This is a genomic window from Corynebacterium sp. ACRQJ, from assembly GCF_022346045.1.
GTDB lineage: Bacteria > Actinomycetota > Actinomycetes > Mycobacteriales > Mycobacteriaceae > Corynebacterium > Corynebacterium evansiae.
This window is the reverse complement of the sequence record NZ_JAKRMT010000024.1, coordinates 1-17601: the sequence shown is the minus strand read 5'-3', so window position 1 is coordinate 17601 and position 17601 is coordinate 1. Positions and strand designations below refer to the sequence as shown.

General features: G+C 60.7%; 19 protein-coding genes and 1 pseudogene. 8 read left to right on the top strand and 12 right to left on the bottom strand.

The window, feature by feature from the left end; all coding sequences use genetic code 11:
- The first annotated feature begins 120 nt into the window (after positions 1–120).
- Entirely contained in the window at positions 121–771 is a 651-nt protein-coding gene (locus tag MHX52_RS09725) for a response regulator transcription factor (protein ID WP_070488237.1), read from the top strand.
- A gap of 13 nt (positions 772–784) precedes the next feature.
- On the opposite strand, the gene MHX52_RS09720 is transcribed toward MHX52_RS09725, so the two are convergent.
- The 4 genes from MHX52_RS09720 to MHX52_RS09705 all read right to left on the bottom strand — a co-directional run bounded on the left by MHX52_RS09720 (position 785) and on the right by MHX52_RS09705 (position 3947).
- Complete coding sequence (locus tag MHX52_RS09720; RefSeq protein ID WP_035012365.1) at positions 785–1402, bottom strand: hypothetical protein; 618 nt, start codon at positions 1400–1402, stop codon at positions 785–787.
- Between the two features lie 71 nt (positions 1403–1473).
- Positions 1474–2040 carry a TetR/AcrR family transcriptional regulator gene (locus MHX52_RS09715; protein WP_034979309.1) on the bottom strand — a complete coding sequence of 189 codons (567 nt, stop codon included), beginning with the start codon at positions 2038–2040 and terminating at the stop codon, positions 1474–1476.
- Between the two features lie 54 nt (positions 2041–2094).
- Positions 2095–2802 (bottom strand): ABC transporter ATP-binding protein, encoded by a 708-nt coding sequence (locus MHX52_RS09710; protein ID WP_239318002.1) that lies wholly within the window; start codon positions 2800–2802, stop codon positions 2095–2097.
- Entirely contained in the window at positions 2799–3947 is a 1149-nt protein-coding gene (locus MHX52_RS09705) for an ABC transporter permease (RefSeq protein WP_239318001.1), read from the bottom strand. The genes MHX52_RS09710 and MHX52_RS09705 overlap by 4 nt, the downstream gene beginning before the upstream one ends.
- Positions 3948–4120: 173 nt before the next feature.
- Here MHX52_RS09705 and MHX52_RS09700 point away from each other — a divergent pair, with 173 nt between their 5' ends.
- Positions 4121–4360, top strand: a complete 240-nt coding sequence (locus MHX52_RS09700) for a type II toxin-antitoxin system Phd/YefM family antitoxin (RefSeq protein ID WP_035005541.1) — start codon at positions 4121–4123, stop codon at positions 4358–4360.
- A 27-nt stretch (positions 4361–4387) separates the two neighbouring features.
- Here MHX52_RS09700 and MHX52_RS09695 read toward each other — a convergent pair whose 3' ends face one another.
- Positions 4388–5065 (bottom strand): YoaK family protein, encoded by a 678-nt coding sequence (locus tag MHX52_RS09695; RefSeq protein ID WP_239317999.1) that lies wholly within the window; start codon positions 5063–5065, stop codon positions 4388–4390.
- Positions 5066–5087: 22 nt separating this feature from the next.
- Entirely contained in the window at positions 5088–5864 is a 777-nt protein-coding gene (locus MHX52_RS09690) for a MerR family transcriptional regulator (protein ID WP_239317998.1), read from the bottom strand.
- Between the two features lie 168 nt (positions 5865–6032).
- Between MHX52_RS09690 and MHX52_RS09685 the strand changes: the two genes are divergently transcribed.
- The 4 genes from MHX52_RS09685 (at position 6033) to MHX52_RS09670 (ending at position 9873) form a co-directional block, all read left to right on the top strand.
- Positions 6033–7331: a metallophosphoesterase family protein gene (locus MHX52_RS09685; protein ID WP_239317997.1), complete on the top strand. Its 1299-nt coding sequence runs from the start codon at positions 6033–6035 to the stop codon at positions 7329–7331.
- Positions 7332–7374: 43 nt separating this feature from the next.
- Positions 7375–7878, top strand: coding sequence for a 2'-5' RNA ligase family protein (locus MHX52_RS09680; RefSeq protein ID WP_239317996.1), 504 nt, complete (start codon positions 7375–7377; stop codon positions 7876–7878).
- Between the two features lie 45 nt (positions 7879–7923).
- A complete protein-coding gene (locus tag MHX52_RS09675; RefSeq protein WP_239317995.1) occupies positions 7924–9117 on the top strand; it encodes an MFS transporter in 1194 nt (397 codons plus the stop codon).
- Between the two features lie 99 nt (positions 9118–9216).
- A complete protein-coding gene (locus MHX52_RS09670; protein ID WP_035005559.1) occupies positions 9217–9873 on the top strand; it encodes a hypothetical protein in 657 nt (218 codons plus the stop codon).
- Here MHX52_RS09670 and MHX52_RS09665 read toward each other — a convergent pair.
- From MHX52_RS09665 to MHX52_RS09645, 5 genes are all read right to left on the bottom strand, one after another.
- The gene (locus tag MHX52_RS09665) at positions 9866–10744 is read right to left on the bottom strand and encodes a patatin family protein (protein WP_080971908.1); all 879 of its coding nucleotides are present in this window, start codon (positions 10742–10744) and stop codon (positions 9866–9868) included. The two genes, MHX52_RS09670 and MHX52_RS09665, sit on opposite strands and share 8 nt — an antisense overlap.
- Positions 10745–10809: 65 nt before the next feature.
- Positions 10810–11760, bottom strand: coding sequence for a DUF808 domain-containing protein (locus tag MHX52_RS09660; protein WP_049049092.1), 951 nt, complete (start codon positions 11758–11760; stop codon positions 10810–10812).
- Positions 11761–11775: 15 nt separating this feature from the next.
- Entirely contained in the window at positions 11776–12501 is a 726-nt protein-coding gene (locus MHX52_RS09655) for an SDR family oxidoreductase (RefSeq protein ID WP_239317994.1), read from the bottom strand.
- A gap of 79 nt (positions 12502–12580) precedes the next feature.
- Positions 12581–14386, bottom strand: a complete 1806-nt coding sequence (locus MHX52_RS09650) for a hypothetical protein (RefSeq protein ID WP_239317993.1) — start codon at positions 14384–14386, stop codon at positions 12581–12583.
- Between the two features lie 30 nt (positions 14387–14416).
- Entirely contained in the window at positions 14417–15145 is a 729-nt protein-coding gene (locus tag MHX52_RS09645; protein ID WP_070488180.1) for a DUF4232 domain-containing protein, read from the bottom strand.
- Positions 15146–15367: 222 nt separating this feature from the next.
- Between MHX52_RS09645 and MHX52_RS09640 the strand changes: the two genes are divergently transcribed.
- Both MHX52_RS09640 and MHX52_RS09635 read left to right on the top strand, forming a co-directional pair.
- A complete protein-coding gene (locus MHX52_RS09640; protein WP_035005567.1) occupies positions 15368–16537 on the top strand; it encodes an acyl-CoA dehydrogenase family protein in 1170 nt (389 codons plus the stop codon).
- Between the two features lie 86 nt (positions 16538–16623).
- Entirely contained in the window at positions 16624–16923 is a 300-nt protein-coding gene (locus MHX52_RS09635; RefSeq protein WP_239317992.1) for a hypothetical protein, read from the top strand.
- Between the two features lie 85 nt (positions 16924–17008).
- On the opposite strand, the pseudogene MHX52_RS09630 reads toward MHX52_RS09635, so the two are convergent.
- Positions 17009–17467 (bottom strand): annotated as a pseudogene (locus tag MHX52_RS09630) (DUF3800 domain-containing protein); the annotation flags it as partial.
- Between the last annotated feature and the right edge of the window lie 134 nt (positions 17468–17601).

Below are 17601 nucleotides of genomic sequence, written 5' to 3'. Positions count from 1 at the left end.
TCGCGGCTTCACGCCGATACTCCGGCGTGTACTTCTTGCGCTGTTGGCTCACAATGAACATCCTCTCCTACGGACACAACATCCGTACAAGTTGGGTGTCCACTAAACGAGGGTAACCTCATGAAGGTCTTGCTTGCAGAAGACTCTGCATTGCTTCGTGCCGGACTAGAACAGTTACTAATAGCGCTCGGGCATGAGGTCTTGACGGTGGTCGATGCGTCAGAGTTGCGTAATGCCACGATGGCGAGTGATGAAAACGGACAGAAGTACGATGTGATTATCACCGATGTCCGTATGCCTCCCACCATGACTGATGATGGTCTGCGCGCGGTATATGATCTGCGCAAACGGTATCCTTCTCAACCGGTTATGGTGCTTAGCCAGTATGTTGCGGCGAGCTATCTCGATCGGCTGTTGGAGCACGGTGGCTTTGGCTATCTTTTGAAGGAACGCGTCTCTGATGTGGATGAATTCGTTCACTCTCTTAATGAGGTTGTTCGGGGAGGAACCGTCGTTGATCCAGAGGTTGTATCTGCCCTGCTTTCGGCGCGACGGACTGGCTTGGCTGCGTTGACACCTCGGGAAAAGGAAGTTCTTGCTTTAATGGCTCGTGGTCTGAGCAACTCGGAGATCATGGATGAATTGGTGCTGACCGCGGGAGCAGTGAGCAAGCACGTTGCTAGTGTTTTTATGAAGCTAGGGTTTGCACCCGAGGATGCCAATCGCCGGGTAAAGGCAGTGCTTGCGTGGTTGCGGCATACGGAGCGATAAGGGCAAGCGCCAATTAGTCGAGGATCTCCGGCTTGTAGTCCGAGTTCTCGATCGTCACCGCCGTCGGGGGAGCAGACGGGTCCGTCGCGAAGGTCATGTTATCCCGGTGCGCGATGGCGCGGATTTTGCGCCCGACCATAGAGTCCCAGTTCATTTCATTCGGCATACTGCTGCTGCCAACGATGGCCCATTCGGGAGTCTGGGTGCCAATGCCCGCCCCCAGCTTCGCCGTTACGGGCTTCTTCGGATCGAGCTTGATCGCGTAGTAGACCACGCTATCGTCCACGATGTCCGCCACTCGTGCGAAGTCCTCCGGTGGGGTCATGTCGCTGAAACGCACCTTCATCAGCTCGCCCTCCAGGGCTGCTTCATTCGGAGCGAGCTCGACCTTGTCGGGCTTCGGAGTGCTGGGTGCTGTGGGGTTGGGGCGCTTTTGAGCCTTGTTATCTGTGGCCTCATCATCTTGCCCTTCTTCCGAAGTGTCTCCTTGTCCTTCGGCGGCGGAAGTTTCGCCGGACTCCTTAGAAGACTGAGCAGCGTTCGGCTCAGGCGGAGTCTCGTCATCCGAACAGGCTGCAAGCGAGAGGGCCGTCAATGCGGCAACGGAGAGTGCAACAAGGCGATTTCGCATGAGGTTAAGCGTACAACGTCGCCGGGGATTGTCCCCGCCGAACTAAGGAATTGGGGGCTCGTTGCGACGGTCTATCCCGACACGATCGCACGCGCCATGCGGTGCAGTGTTGCCGTCGCCTGTTCTAGGTCTTCGGGGGTTTTTGCCATTTCTGACGCCCTCACCACCGCCGCATTCAGCAATCCAATATCGATGGAGGAAACGCCGGGGCAGAAGCTATCCACGATCTCCTTAAAACCAGCGTGTGATTTCTGCACCTTTTCCTCGGCGAACGCTTCCGGGAAGTGCTGGGCGGCGGCCATTAGGGGGCCGTGGGAACCGTGAACGAAGAGGTCGAGCATCGCGTCCACATAGGCGCAGATGCGCTCTTCGTGCTCTGGCGGAGCGGCCTTGACCTTGTCTTCCAGCTGGTCATGCCAGGTTTCGCTGTTAAGTACCAGCAGTTGAACCATCAGATCATGTTGGGAGGAGACGTAGCGGTAGACGCTGGGGCGGGCCAGGCCAACCTCGGCTGCCACCTCTGCCAGTGAGGGAACCTTGCCGCCGCCAGCAACGATCAGCCGCTCGGCGGCCTCCAGCACCGCGCGGTGCTGAACCGCGCGGTGCTCCGCTACTGTCGTCTCCGTGATCTTCGGCATGGTTCCCTAGTTTACTACCCGCTTTTCGGCCTGCGTACAGGCCTATTTGGATGCCTAGATGGAGGCAGCGCTCAGGCGTCCGTCGACCATTTCGTAGACCTTGTCGCAGTGGTTCAAGACCTCGTGATCGTGAGTGACCATCACGCCCGCGACGTTGAATTCGTGACATTCGCGGGCCAACAGCTCCACGATTTCTTGTGATCTCTTGCGATCCAGAGCCGCGGTGGGCTCGTCGACCAGCAACACCTGTGGGTCGCCGACGAGAGCTCGGGCAATGCCCACCCGCTGACGCTCGCCACCCGACAGATTTCCCGGACGGTGCTTAGCTCGGGGCGTCATACCAACCTTCTCCAACAGCTCCGCACCAGAGTAGCGACCGTGCTTACCCATAACGCGCGCGGCGAGCTCCAGTTGTTCCTCGGCGGTGAGCGCGCCCGGCAGGCTGCCGGAGGATTGGAAGACGAAGCCGATGTAGTCGCGGCGAATGCGGGCTAGTTCCTTGTCGTCGTAGTTGGTGATGTCCTCGTCGCCGATCTTGACGCCACCCGCGGCCGGGTTGGTCAGCGCTCCAGCGACGGCCAGCAGCGTGGACTTACCGGAACCGGAGGGGCCGACGACGGCGACGAACTCTCCGGGCTCGACGGTCAGGTTCACCTTGTCCAGCGCGGTGATCTGGGAATCGCCGTCGGTGTAGGTCACCGTGACGTCTCTAAGTTCCAGGGCGGGAACGTGCGGGGCGGGAAGGTGCGGGGTGGGGCTCATCGGTTTTCTCCTAGGGCTGCGAGCGGGTTAGTGCGGGTGACACGGATGACGGCGATCAGTGCGCCGATCAGGCCAGATGCGAAGAGGATCGCGCTGCCGCTAAGGACGGATCCGAGTTCGGTGGCGTAAGGCATCGCCGTGGTTTCCAGGAGGCTCCCGAGGCCGACGGCGATGAGCGCACCGACGATGACGGACGCGCCCAGGATGATGACGGCCTGGCCCAGGCTGTCGCGCAGCAGGAAGCTCTTCGTGGCTCCCATCGCGCGCAGTGCGGCGATATTGCCGGTGCGCTGGATGGTCCACACTAGGAAGAAGGCGCCGGTAACCAGGGCGGCGATTACGTAAAGGAACCACTTGATCATGGAAAGGGTCATCATTTCGGCGGTGTAGCCAGGGGAGGAATCGAAGCTTTCCTTGAGTGTGCGGACGTCCAGGCCGGAGGCGTCGGAGAGCGCCTCAGTGTCTGGCTTGTCCTGCGTGCGGGCGGCGATGACGGAGATTTCCTTGTACGCCTCTGGGCTTACCTTTTCGCCCTTGCGTGCGCCGGCGTGGATTTCCTGCCAGACGTCAAGGGGCAGGTAGGCAGCATCGACGTGGCCGAAGGTGCGCTGGCCATCGGTGAAGCCAACGACCTTCAACGGGATTTCCAGGCGATCGATCGTGATGGTGTCGCCCTCCTTGATTCCTTCGTCTTGAAGGGTGGAGGACACGACGATTTCGTGCTTGGTCTTGGTGGGGGTGCCGCCGTTTGGGGTGGTGCTTTGTTCTGGCAGGCCCTCTGGTGCGATGAAAGAGCCGGGTTTTACACCGAGGAGGGTGAGATCGACGGCCTTGCCGTCCTGGTTGTGAGCGTTGGCGATGGTGAGGCCCAGCGGGGCGGCCTCTTTCACGCCGTCGATGTCGGCGAACTTGTCGGCCTCTGCACTGTCGATGACGGAGCGCGTGAAGGCGGAATCGGTCTGAGTGCCATCGGCGAAAGCGATGACGTCACTATCCATTGCCTTCAGGCCGGACACGCCGTCGTTAACCAATCCGGCTGTGAGGCCGGAGATGATGACGACCAGCAAGGACATGAGCGCCAACACGACGCTCATGAGAAGGAAGCGGGTGCGCGCAAAAAGCATTTCGCGCAAGGCTAGAAACATGATGAAAATTCCTGGGGTTGGGGTTGGAGAGGTGAGCGGTTGATCAGTCGCTACACAGACTTTAGCAACGATGTGTTGCCAAGATAAAAACAGAGTGTTTCTAACAGTGGGGTATAGAAAGTACTGGCTGGTTAGTCAGAATGTAGGTACGTTGCTACAAAAGGAGGGTTCTCATGACAAGCGTGAGTGCACGTGAGCTCAACCAGGATGTGAGTTACGCGATAAGGAAGGCCTGTGAAGGACCCGTTGTTATTACTGATCGAGGTGAGCCGGCCTTCGTATTGCTTTCCATTGATGACTACAGGAAGATCTCCGGCTCGAATGAAGGCTGGGCTTCGCGGTTGCAAATGGAAGAGGACATTGACCTCGAGGGCGAAAGGATGGACTTCGAACCGCGAGGATGCTCAATCTGAACCCCTGGGAGCTCTAGTCCACTAGCGCTAAACCGCGAGCCCACGGTTGCGCCGCCATTGGCGGTACACCAGCGCAGTCACGGTTCCCGCGTACAGCATGCTCGTCACCACCAGAACCGCGTGCAGGCCCACCTGGACATACATCCAGCCGCCCAGCAGTGCCCCGCAGGCTAGCGCCATCCACAGCGCGAAATAGCGCAGCCAATCCAAGTGCGGGCCGCCAAAGAGTGCGGCCACGAACCGCTGAGACATCTTCACCAGCGTGCCCGTCATGTATGTCAGGGAAATACTCACTTCGCCGTTGCGTTCGAACGTGGAGTTCATAGCGCCCACGGTGAATGACAGGCTGTACACGGCCCACTGTTCGTGCCCGGTTAAGACCAGTACGGAGGCAATCGTTGAGGTGGCGCAGATAAACAGAAGAATCGCCTCGCGCGTGCGCGTCGGGGGCAGATAGCGCCGCCCTAGCTGGCTGATCAGCGCGCCAATTCCCACGCCGATGAGGAACAACGCCATGACCCCGCCAGCCGTCATCGCAACGTCCCATTTCCCCGCATTTACCGCCGCAGTCAGCCGGGTGGTATTCCCCGACATAAACGACAGGAAGTACCCTCCCAGATACAAAAAGCCCAGCGTATCTACGAATCCTGCAATGGAGGATAAGTAGATCGCCAGTGCATGTTCTCCGGTGCGGTAGCCTTTCATGGCGCAATCGTAGCAACCCTAGCTAGTCATCCCAGCTGGGATCGGTGATTCCCTCCTGCTTGGCACGGTGTTCCACCAGCGAAAGCAGGTAATCCTGTGCGCCCTGGTATGCCTCGGCAAAACGCTCGTCGTCCACGTACATCCGTGCCAGAATCAGCTGCCGCGAGGTCGTAACCTCGTACCACTGGTTAATCGTTGCGCGGTGCCTCTCCACGAGTTCTTGTGCTTCTTCGCTGTCGGGGGTGACGCCACCATCTCGGGCAGCGACCAAATCCGCCACGAAGCGGTCGTGGTTGGCCTTAACCTCCTGGAAGTCGCCGTCAGTCATAGAGGCCAGCTTTTCCTGGGACTGCTGGTATTCAGGGGTGTCGCCCCAACGCTCGCGAGCTTCCTCCTGGTAGGCGGGCATCTTCTCGCCGAAGTACTGCTTGATCTTATTCATCTGTTCCATGGTGTATCCCTCCACTCGGGTTGTTGTTATCAAATCCTCGACCGCACGCAATTGGCTCTCCACCTCGTCGCGCTTGCGCGCCAAGGCTTCCCGATGGGCGCGGAGGGCACGGTCAAGGGCAGCGTCGGAAGGCGCTTCAATCAGGTCGGGAATCTCCGCCAGCTTGAAACCCATGTCCCGGTACAGCACAATGGCCGCGCCGACGCGCAGATCTTCCTCGGTATAGAGGCGGTAGTCGCCCAATGTGCGCCACTGTGGGCTGAGCAGCCCAATGGAATCCCAATGGCGCAGGGCTTTGGGCGTCACACCCAGAAAATCTGCAGCATCACCAATCGTGTATTCGGTCATGGGCTACATCCTTTCGGTTGCCGCAACGGCAAGGTCAAGCGAAGTGGTCAAGCGGTGGAGAGGGAAGACGCGAAGTTGTTATGAATTCATCTTCAGGAAACCTTGCGCTTACCTGCGGCCGATAGCTTGTGGAAGTTCAATTCTCGCAGGAAAAGGAACTCAAATACCTTGTCTAGTAATTCATCTAAAAAATCGCAGCAGCTGGAAGGCCAGAATGCGCCCAAGCAGTTCAATGTGAATCGCCGGAGTTTCCTGGCGGGAACCGGAGCGTTGGGCGTCACCGCTGCACTTGCGCCAGCAGCGCAGGCACAGGCGTGGAACTCGTCAGCAGGCTCGCTGGCCGGATCCAGCTTCGGCCCGGGGCGCGGAAACGGCGGTGGCGACAACAACGGCGGCGCGGACATGCCGCTGAAGTTCAACGGCGACGGCAAGTTCAAGATCGTCCAGTTCAATGACACTCAAGACGATCACCTTACTGATCGCCGCACGATCGAGTTCATGGGCAAGGTGTTGGACCAGGAGAAGCCGGACTTCGCGCTGATCAACGGTGACGTGATCTCCTCTGGCCCCAAGACCACCGAACAGGCATTCCAAGCCGTCAACAACGTGGTGCTGCCGATGGAATCCCGCCAGATCCCATGGGCCATCACATTCGGCAACCATGACGAAGACTCCATGGAGGACGGCACTCAAGCCGACGAGATCGCGCTGCTGAACTTCGTGCGCAAGTACAAGTACAACCTCAACGTCGCGGACGACCCGATTCACGGTGAATCCAATGTTTCGCTGCTGGTTCAGGGCAACGCAAAGCCGGATCCGGCATTCGCCATCTGGCTGCTGGATTCCGGGAATTACATCGGCGAGGAGCTGGCGGGGCAGGAGACCAAGGAGATCCCCGGCTACGACTACATCCACAGCGACCAGATCCAGTGGTACCGCGATACCTCCCGGGGCTACGAAGAGCGCTACGGCAAGAAGATCCCGGGTCTGATGTACTTCCACATCCCTACCTACGAGCACCGTGACATGTGGTTCGGCGGCCCGTACAACAACGACCTCATCAAGCATGGCCAAGCCAAGAAGCGCCACAGCATCGAGGGAGTGAAGAACGAGGACGTCTACGTCGGGGCCTTCAACCCCGGCATCTACTCCGCCGTCCGCGAGCGCGGCGACGTCCTGGGTATCTACTGCGGCCACGACCACATCAATACCTTCAACGGCAACTACTTCGGGGTAGAACTGGGCTACTGCCCGGGCACCGGCTTCGGCCCCTATGGGTTGAAAGACGGCACCTGGTCCATGCACACCCTGCGCGGCGCTCGCGTGTTCGAGTTGGATGAGGCCGACGAGCGCGTCTACAAGTCCACCCGCCTGGTTTTCGCCAAGGAGCTGGGGCTGGACATGAACCCGAAGAAGCAGCCGTTGGAAAGGCCTGCCGACCTTCCGGAGTACGTGTCCTTCAAGTAGCGCGCCGGGGCGCTCCTGGTGCAGCCAGCTAGGATAGGGAGCAATGTCCGTCAATTCCCCTGAGAACATCCTGCTGAACCTGCCCGACGAGCAGGCCGCCACCGTCCGCGGCATCTTCGACGAGCTCGCCACCCGCGGGTTCCCGGCCCAGCGGCAGACTCCGCACATCACGGTCACGTTTTCCCCGAGTATGGCCCCGCACGTCGTGGAGCGCGCCCGCGAGATCCTGCCTTCCGCCGTGCCCTCGGAGCTCAGCCGCCGGGGCGTGGTCGTCTTCGGCACAGGAAAGAAGCAGACGGTGGCGTGGCTGCTCGAAGCCTCGGACGAGCTGGAAAACGCCGCCCGCGAGCTCAGCGCGCTCAATCCAGACGGCCGTGGCCCGCGCTGGGTGCCGCACCTCACGGTCGGTTTAAGGTTGCCGCGGGATATCGTTCCTTCTTATATTGAGGCCCTTTCTCAGATCACACCGCGGGAGTTAAAGTCCATCACGGCAGCTGAGGCGGCGTATTGGAGGCCAAGCGTGGGGGAGCGCGTGGTGCTGGCCTGACGCCTGGTAACGTGCTCCGCGGCATAAAAACATAAAAACAATTAAATGAAGAAGGTGTTCCTAACGTCCGCACCAACGAAAGAGCCGGTTGTAACACCGGCTTTTGTCTTTGCATGGTTAGTAAACTTCGCCCAGTTCATGATCTTCTACGTCCTCGTGACGACCATGGCTGGCTACGCAGTCAAAGAATTCGCGGCCAATAACGCGAGCGCGGGCCTGGCCTCCAGTGCCTTCGTGATCGGCGCGACGGGGGCTCGCGTATTCTCGGGATTCCTGGTGGACGCGGTGGGGCGGCGGCGAGTGCTATTCACCGCGCTGGTGTTGGTCATCGTGACCTGTGCCTTCTACATCCCCGCAAACTCCCTGGGGCTGCTGATCGCCGTGCGAATTATCCACGGCATCGGTTATGCCTTCGCCAGTACTGCCGTGATGGCCGTCGCCCAGTCCGTGATCCCCAATGCACGCCGCGCGGAGGGAACCGGCTACTTCGCCCTGGGAACCACGCTGGCCACGGCGATCGGCCCGGCGCTGGGCCTGTGGCTGGTGGGGTCCGTCGGCTACACCACCATGTTCCAGGTCGTTATTGGCATGTCCATCGTGGCCTTCCTGCTGTCTTTGCTGGTGCGTTCCCCAGAGCACAAGGGCGCGGATGCGCACCACCATCGGCCGGCCTTTAACCTGTCGGCCATCGTGCACCCGAATGTCGCCCCCATCGGCTTCTTTATGCTGCTGGTCGGTGTGTGCTACGCAGGTGTGATCACCTACCTGAACAGCTACTCCGAGGACAACGACCTGGTCACCGGTGCCAAATACTTCTTCCTGGCCTATGCGCTGGTGACCCTCGTGATGCGCTTCGTGCTGGGCAAGATTCAGGACCAGAAGGGCGACAACATCGTCATCTATCTGGGCTTGGTTACCTTCGCCATCGCTCTGGTTGTCCTCGCGTTCTCCACCCAGGACTGGATGGTGGTTTTGGCCGGTGCGCTGACGGGGTTGGGCTATGGTTCGCTGATGCCAGCCGCACAGGCGATCTCCGTCAAGGCGGTTGAGCCACACCAGATGGGCGCGGGCATCTCCACGCTCTTCCTGCTACTGGACGTCGGCGTGGGCTTCGGCCCGATCCTGCTGGGCATGATCGTTTCGGCCACCAGCTACCAGGCGATGTACATGATGTTGGCTGGGTTGGTCGTCGTCAGCGCCGCCGTGTACTTCCTTGTTCACGGCCGGAAGGTTAGCTAGAGTTCGCTAGAGTTCCACCCCTCCTTCCCGCGCCCTGACCTTAGTTCGTTCAGGTAGATCGTTCAGGTTCTTGCGGGTGCCACCGAAAGGATTCACCGTATGCTGCACGCCGTGAGCTTCGCGTTGGCCGATTCCGTCAACGTGCTGCTCATCGGCGTGCTTTTCGCTGTCGCAGTGATGCACCCGAAGCCGCGCCGCTATGCGCCCATCGCTGCGGTGTTGGTGGCGGGGGACTGGTTCGGAGTATTCCTACTGTCGCTGGCTGTGTTGTTGCTGTTCAACGGAATTTCGGATGCCGTGCAGACCGCCTTGGCCTCGCCGATTTTTGGCCTGGTCCTCATTGCGGTGGGTCTTCTAAGTGCCTTCTTGACGCTACGAGGCGGCGATCCCACCCCCATGATCAATCGCCTGGCCCGCCCCCTCCGCCAAGCGTCGTGGGGAACCTTCTTCTCGGGAATGGCCCTGGGAATCGTCCAGTCGGCGACGTCCGCGCCTTTCTTCGCCGGCCTGGCGTACTTGAGCACCGTGGGGATCAGCTCTGCGGCGAAGTACCTTGCGGTATTCCTCTACGCTACGCTTGCGCTGAGTCTGCCGGCACTGTCTGGCCTGGCGTTGGGTTTTGTTCTGCGCAAGCCGGAAAGCGGGCTGGCACGGTTCATTGATGGGCTGCGCCACAGGAAGGAACAGATGGTGGCGCTGGCGGGCTACGTGGTGGCGGCGATGCTCATCGTGCTGGGTCTGCTGAGCATCATTTAGACTCGCCCAGAAACTCCATCCACGTGTCCCATTCGCGCTTGGTCTGTTCCAACCCGTCGCTCCAGGATTGCTTCAGGCGATCCAACCGGCGCTCGGTATTGCTGACGTTCATCTTCTCCGGGTAGAAGACCAATGCCTGGCCCTTGGCCTCTAGCTCCGCAATCTTGTCAGAGGCCAGGTTGTACTTCGGCGGTCGGTCGATCATTGCCTGAGCTACAGCGGGGCGTGAGCGCAGTAGCGTCTTAACAAGCTGCGGACTGCGCAGTGCGGGGCGGACGTAGCCCTTGGGCTTAGTGCGCAGCACGAGGAACTTCTCAAAGCCATCCTCGATGGCGGCATCGATCAGCAGCCCACCGGAATCTCCGAGGGCACCATCGACATAGTCCACCCCGTCGATGGTTGGTACGGGCATGATGCCCGGCAGGGTGGAGCTGGCGCGGACCTTGCGCATGAGGTCCGGAAGATCATTGATGTCCTCACGGCGCCAATAGACGGACTCGCCGTTGTCCGCACGGGTCGCGCCGATGCATATCTGGGAGTTCGAACTCTGGAAGGTTTCCCAGTCGAAGGGCAGATCGTTGCCGGGTGCGCCAGCGGTCTCGTAGATGTACTCGGCGTTGAAGTAGCCGGTGCCCCGGAGCAGGGATTTGAAGCCGCCGGTTTTCGGGTGACCACCGAATTCCACGAAGGACTCGCGGGCGCGCTTCCTGTCGCCAGAGAGGAAGTTCACGGTGTGGGAAGCGCCGGCGCTGATGCCACCGACCCAGCCGAACTCGATGTTGTGCTCCAACAACTGGTCGATGCAGGCGGCGGTGTAGCTATTGCGCATGCCACCGCCCTCTAGCACGAGGGCTACGTCCTTTGCAGACAAGAATTAAGTCTCCTTAGACTTCTAGAGGGTCTGTCCTATGTCCATTTGTAGCGCACTTGCAGCGCCTAGCGGGCACGCAGTTTCTTTACCCCGCCGACCACCATGGCGATGAGTGCGCCGACAAGCAGGCCGAACAGCAAGCTGAAACCGGTCTCCACCAGCCAGGTTACCGCGCCCCCGAGGTGCTCGAAGTTCTCCACCAGGTGGTGAACAGTCTGGTACGGCCAGTGCAGTCCCAACTCGTCGAAGCCAACCAGCAGGATATGTCCACCGACCCACAGCATGGCCAGGGTGCCGATGATGCCGATGGCGGTCAGCAGCTTCGGCATGCCCTTGACCAGGAACAGGCCGAACTTCTTCATCCCCTCGCTGGCTCCCTGCTTGTGGGCGATAGCCAGGCCAATGTCGTCGATCTTGATCAGCACGCCCACCACGCCGTAGACCGCGAAAGTGACCATCAGGCCGACCAGGATCAGCACCAGGGCGCGGGTTAAAAGCGGCTGGTCGGCAACCTCGTTCAGGGAGATCACCATGATTTCCGCCGAAAGGATCAGGTCGGTGAAGATCGCCCCGCGCACCAGTGCGCTCTCGGACTGGTCTTTCTCCTCATCGCGCTCTCCGGCCTCATCCTCTCCGGCCTCACCCTCGCCGTGACCACCAAGGCCGACCTTCTCTAGGACCTTCTCGGCGCCCTCGTAGGAAAGGTAGAAGCCACCGAGCATCAGCAGGGGAGTCAGTGCGCCGGGCAGCAGCCAACTCAGCAGCAGAATGATCGGCAGGATAATGATCAGTTTGTTGACGAGGCTGCCCTTGGTGATCTTCCAAATGATCGGCAGCTCGCGCGCGGGGGATACCCCAGCGACGAACTTCGGGGTGACGGCGGCGTCATCAATAACAACCCCAGCCGCCTTCGTCGAGGTACGCCCGGCGATGGCAGCGACGTCATCCGTCGTGGCCGCGGCCTTCTTGGCGATAAGCGCAATGTCGTCTAGTAGTGCCGCAAGGCCAGCTGCCATGAAATTCTCTTTCTCTTAGACCGATCGGTTCTCGGCGTGTGCGTCGAGGGCCTCGGTGATGGGGGTGTCGCCCTTGTTGAACTCGATGAAGTGGCCGACCAGGTTCGGGCGATCCACAACCTCGGCGATGACGGCGGCCACGTCGGCGCGGGAGACCTGGCTGGCCTGCAGCGCGTCGTCGCCGTTGGCGGTGCCATCAGCCTTCGGGGAGCGTGTTTCGATCTTAGCGGTCGGCTCATCCAGAGTCAGTGCAGACGGGCCGACAATCGTCCACTGGGTCGAAGATGCTCGCAGGTGGTCGTCCGCGGCGGCCTTGGCTTCGCAGTAGGTGAACATCGAGTGGTCTTCCGGTACGCCGTGATCGGCGCGGGAGTTGAAGTAGCTGACCATGACAAAGCGCTTGGTTCCGACGCCGTCGATGGAGCGGATCGCCGCATCGCGGTCCACACGGAGAGTGCGCTCATCGTCGCCGCCGCCTACACCCGCGGACCAGATGATCACGTCCTGATCGGCGAAAAGCTTCTCGAAGCCGGCCACATCCAGCTGCTCGATGTCCTGCACCACGGCCTTCGCTCCGGTGGCCTCCACGTCTGCCACGTGATCGGGGTTGCGAATCACGGAAGTGACGGTGTGGCCGGCCTCTACGAGCTTCGGAGACGCCAGCAGCGCCACCTTGCCGTGGCCTCCGAGGATCATGACGTTCTGTGCGTTCTCTGCGTGCTGAGGTGTCTGAGTCGACATCTTGTCAGTGCCTCCTTGGCGTGGGTTTGGTTTGTTCCTAGCCACCCTCAACGGTACGGAAAGGCGCACTATTCCAGCTTTAGTCCGCCTTCGCCACGAGGGGGCCGATGCCACCCGCCCCGATGCACACGTACTCGTCAGGCGCACCGGAATCCGCCTCCGCCCGCACTAACAGGATTCCGCCGCCGCCGGACACCCGCACCCAGCGGGGCTTTAGCTCCGTACCAACGCGCACATCCACGGCGCGACTCTTGGTCTCCTTGGCATCCTCGAGCCCGTTGGGCGTGGTGATGGTCAACGTCATATCCGTGCTGGCCGTCGCGTTCAACTGCCACGTCCAATCCCCGAACGGCAGAGCGTTATCCAGCAGGATGGCCTGGGAGCGCCCTGCGGCGATGCGCACCCCGCATTCGGGTTCTTTACCTGCGGTGCTTGTTGCGGACGCCACCACTTCCGCATCCACAATCTTCCCCGACTCATCGATGATCCGTGGCGGCTCGTCTACCTGCGTTACCGCGGGCTGACCCGTCAGCGTGGAGACGCGGTCGTAGGGGTTCACCACCGGAGTGAGGATGTCCAGCGGAACCGGCTGATCCAGCAGTTGCGGAGGTTCCTCCGAGCCGTCCAATCCCGTGGAGGCGCGCAGGTTGGCCAGGTAGTCGGCGGTCCGGTCGTTGCTCCACGTGCCCACCCAGGTGTAGGTAGAGGCGATGCTGATGGCCACAGCACTGAGAATCGCGCCCACCCCAACCCAGCGGGAGCGCGCGGCCGCGAAGCTGGGGGTGGGGCGGTTGGCGGCGAGGGGGCGTCCATAAGAAAGGGCGCAACAACCCACAACCAACACGGCGAAAGTGAACCAGTCCGCGAAGTAGTGCATAGAGGCCAACAGCAGACCAGAGGTGCCGGTGCTGTTGCGAGCGCGGCCAAGCAGCATGTAGATGGCAGCCAGATAGCCGAGAACCAGGAACAGGCCGAGGAGACGGCGGCGAGTATCGCGGCGCAGCCAGAAAGCGGCGAGGACGAGCAGCAGGATAGCGCTGGCGACGCTCCACCACGTCGGGGCGGTAGCGAAGGCGCTGGAGGGCGACCAGCGATCCCACGACAACGGGCCACCCAGCGCACCGGGGATCACGGTGGTGAAGAGGCTATTGGGCAGTGCCGACCATAGCGACTGGCTATTCGCCTCCTCGCGCGGCAGAGGTGAGAGGGTGAGGAAGATCAGCGACCAGACGACGAAGAGCGCGCCTGGCGCAGCGAAGAAGCGGGCGATGTCGCGCCGGGTCATGCCTCCCAGCACAGCGAGGGCGAGGGCGGCCGGGACGATCGTGAGGGCTTTCTCAGTGAAAAGCAGGGCAAAAAGCAGAAACCCGGTGGCGAATAAGGAGTAGCGGGGGAGTGCTCGGTGCGCGGCGAGCAGACACACCATGAATCCCGCCATGCCGATCTGCCAGGCCAAGGCGTTGATGCCTGCGGACCACCAACCGGCGGCGTCCATAAGGAAAGGGCTAAAAAGAAGTGCTGTGTAAAGTCCCAAAGTGGTGAGGCTGCGGCCGGTGAGTTGCACGCATACCTTCGACCAGAGTGCTGCGGCGAGGGTGCTGAGCAGCATCAACACGGTGGCGGGGAGCCACCAACTGAGCGGAGCAATTCGATGGGCCAGCACCTGCACGAGTGCGGAGGCGGGCATGAGGTGCCCGTCGTAGCTGGCGAAATAGTCGCCGAGGGAACCGCCGCTGAAGGTAGCGGGGATGAGGAAATCGTCCCAGTAGAACGTGCGCTGGCTGAGCTGGAGGCCACGGACGACGAGGGAGAGCAAAGCCACCGCACCCAGCCATGCGGTGAACCGGCGGGGTGCGGCGCGGGACGAGCTGTGGGGGGAAGGCACGGTGGGGCAGGCGTGGGCTTGTGGGCGGTGCTACTCGCCGTCTTGGTCGCCTTGGCCGGTGCCGGCCTGGCCGCTTTGATCGCCCATGCTGACGGGCTGGACCGACAGGTACTCGACCTCCCCGGAACAACCCTCCAGGTTCTTCATCGGCACATAGGCGGCCTTGGTCTGCTCCGGTGGGTAGACGCGCAGGCCGTCAGCATCCTGGGGCTTGCACTCCTGCGGATCCAGGGCGCCGACCTGAGTGATCTTTACGGGCGCGATGGCCGATGCGCCGGGGTCGAGTTTTACGTCCTTGCTGGGCACGTCCTTCTCCCGCTGCGCGGGCTTGCCCAGCTGGGTGCCGTTGTGGTTTGCGACCATGGATACGCCGGGGAAGCCACGCATCGAGCACGGCTCGGAGGAAGTGTTCTTAAAAACGACGTTGACCAGCGTGGAGCCGGCTGCGCCCTGCGAGTCGGCGGTGGTGATCTCTAGATCATTGGTGGCACACATGCCGCCCTTGCCTACGGAGCCGTCTTCGGCCTTGCTGTTGGCTGCACCGGTGCTGGCAGTGCTGTGGTCGGTGAGGGACTGGGCAGAGCTTTCGTCTGCGGATTCCTGAGTAGACGCTGCGTTGGAGGGGGTGGTCTCCTCGTCGTCGCAGGCGGTCAGGGTGAGTGAACCACCGGCGAGTAGCAGGGCGGCCGCACCCGCGGCCAGGGCGGAGCGGGGAGCGCGGGATCGGGAGGTAACCGGACGACGGCGAAGGCTCTTCATGGATAACACTGTAAACACAAGGTATGTATGTGGCCAATGAGATTGGCGTTTTGTTACCGAATGGTGAGCGGAAAGTGATGTAGCCGTATCCGGGGAGGACAGCGCTGAAGGTAAAGTTCTTTATGTAAATATCGCTTTCAAATCACCGAATCGCCGAAGCGCATTACACTCGGTGGGAAAGAACGTTCTCAACTTCACTGCTAGAGAGGCGAAGAATTAACCATGGGCTTCAACCCTGATTTCGAACCATTCCGTCTGCCCGACGAGTACCTCGCACTGCGCGAGGCCATCCGCGACCTGGCCGAGCAGCAGATCGCTCCCCACGCCAAGGACGTTGACGAAGAGGAGCGCTTCCCGCAAGAGGCTCTGGATGCCCTGAACGCTGCGGGCTTCAACGCCATCCACGTTCCGGAGGAGTACGGCGGCCAGGGTGGCGACTCCCTCGCAGCGGTTATCGTCATCGAAGAGGTTGCCCGCGTTTGTGGTTCTTCCTCCCTCATCCCGGCTGTGAACAAGCTGGGCACCATGGGCCTGATCCTGCAGGGCTCTGAGGAGCTGAAGAAGGAAGTGCTGCCGGACATTGCTAACGGTGCGATGGCCTCTTACGCGCTCACGGAGCGCGAGGCTGGTTCTGACGCCGGCGCAATGAAGACCCGCGCTGTCCGCGACGGCGACGAGTGGGTTATTAACGGCTCCAAGTGCTTCATCACCAACGGTGGTAAGTCCACCTGGTACACCGTGATGGCCGTGACCGATCCGGAGGCTGGCGCACGCGGCATCTCTGCGTTCATGGTGAACAAGGACGACCCGGGCTTCAGCGTTTCCGGTTACGAGCACAAGCTGGGCATCAAGGGTTCCCCGACGGCTGAGCTGCTGTTCGAGGACTGCCGCGTTCCGGCTTCCCGCATGATCGGCGAGGAAGGCACCGGCTTCAAGACTGCTCTGCAGACCCTGGATCACACCCGCCCGACCATCGGCGCGCAGGCTCTGGGCATCGCCCAGGGTGCGTTCGACCAGGCTGTTGCGTATGTGAAGGAGCGCAAGCAGTTCGGCAAGGCGATCGCCGACTTCCAGAACACCCAGTTCATGCTGGCCGATATGAAGATGAAGATCGACGCCGCCCGCCTGATGATCTACACCGCGGCCTCCAACGCGGAGCGTGGCGTGGCTGAGGATGGAGCCAAGCTGGGCCTGATGGCTGCAGGCTCCAAGGCCTTCGCTTCTGACATCGCTATGGAAGTCACGGTGGACGCCGTCCAGCTGCTCGGTGGCTACGGCTTCACCCGCGACTTCCCGCTGGAGCGCATGATGCGCGATGCGAAGATTACCCAGATCTACGAGGGCACCAACCAGATTTGCCGTATGGTGATGGGCCGCCAGATCCTGGCGTAGCGGCCCGCAGCCCGTTCCCAGGGGGGGGAGGGCTTCCGCAAAGTAGCTACAGCGACAAAGAGTCCGAGCAGGATTGGAGATAGACGATGGGGTTTGGGGTATTTGAAGATCCTGCTCGGGATATCTACGAAGAGTTCCTCTCTCGCTACGAACAGCAGTATTACGCAGCAGGCTTAGATGATGCTTTTGATGCAGATCTAGACGGCGAATGTGAGTATGCGTTGATGGATGCGGTGTTATTCAACGACGGCACCGAGGTGGTTATCGCACCTGACATGCTGGACAAGATTCTTTCTCTATTCTCCCCACAGAGCGAAAACGGTGAGATTCTGCGCGAGCATCTGCAGGAATGCCGCCCTGACTACGTAGAACGACCTGTGCCGTAAGACGCCCTGTCAGTTCCGTAGTCCGCCCAACCAGACGGTGATCTGAACTGAGTCGTTGTAATACCTGGCTCGAGTTCCAGGAGAACTAAACGCCATGCCGGACGGCTTTTGCACCCCGCGTGGATGTATGAGAAAAGCACTTTCTCTTACTTCCGAGATGGTTGGAGTACATGTCCTTGCCATCGCCATTGGCTCTGATCTTGGCGTGCTTGCTGGAAATGTGAGATAGGCGGTTTCCGAAGTATGTCACCGCCCACTCGAACTCATCAAAATCGGGGTCGTATTTGTAAGCAGCAATTCTTCCCAGAAGCGCGCACAGCCAGTCTGCGCACTGCACAGTTTGATAGAGGTGACTTTCCACCTCGAGAGGCGGTTCGAGGAGCTTTTCCGCGCTCTCATTGGTGAACATGAAAGCAGCGCTAGACGCGAAAATCTCTGCACGCTCTCTGGGGCCCTGTTTATCGAGAATCAGGAGGTAATTCTCATCGCTTGGGAGGCTCCAGCCAATACGCTGGATCAGCTGTTTCATAGCATGGTCGTACCGATCCTTTTCATTCTGGTTGCGTCCCTTAGTGTGGTGTAACGCTTGCTGATGGTGGGTCCCGGAAAGTAGTGGGCGGCCACCGCCAGTTAGCCTTTCGACTCAACTACCACATCTCACCGAAAGGCCTATGACGA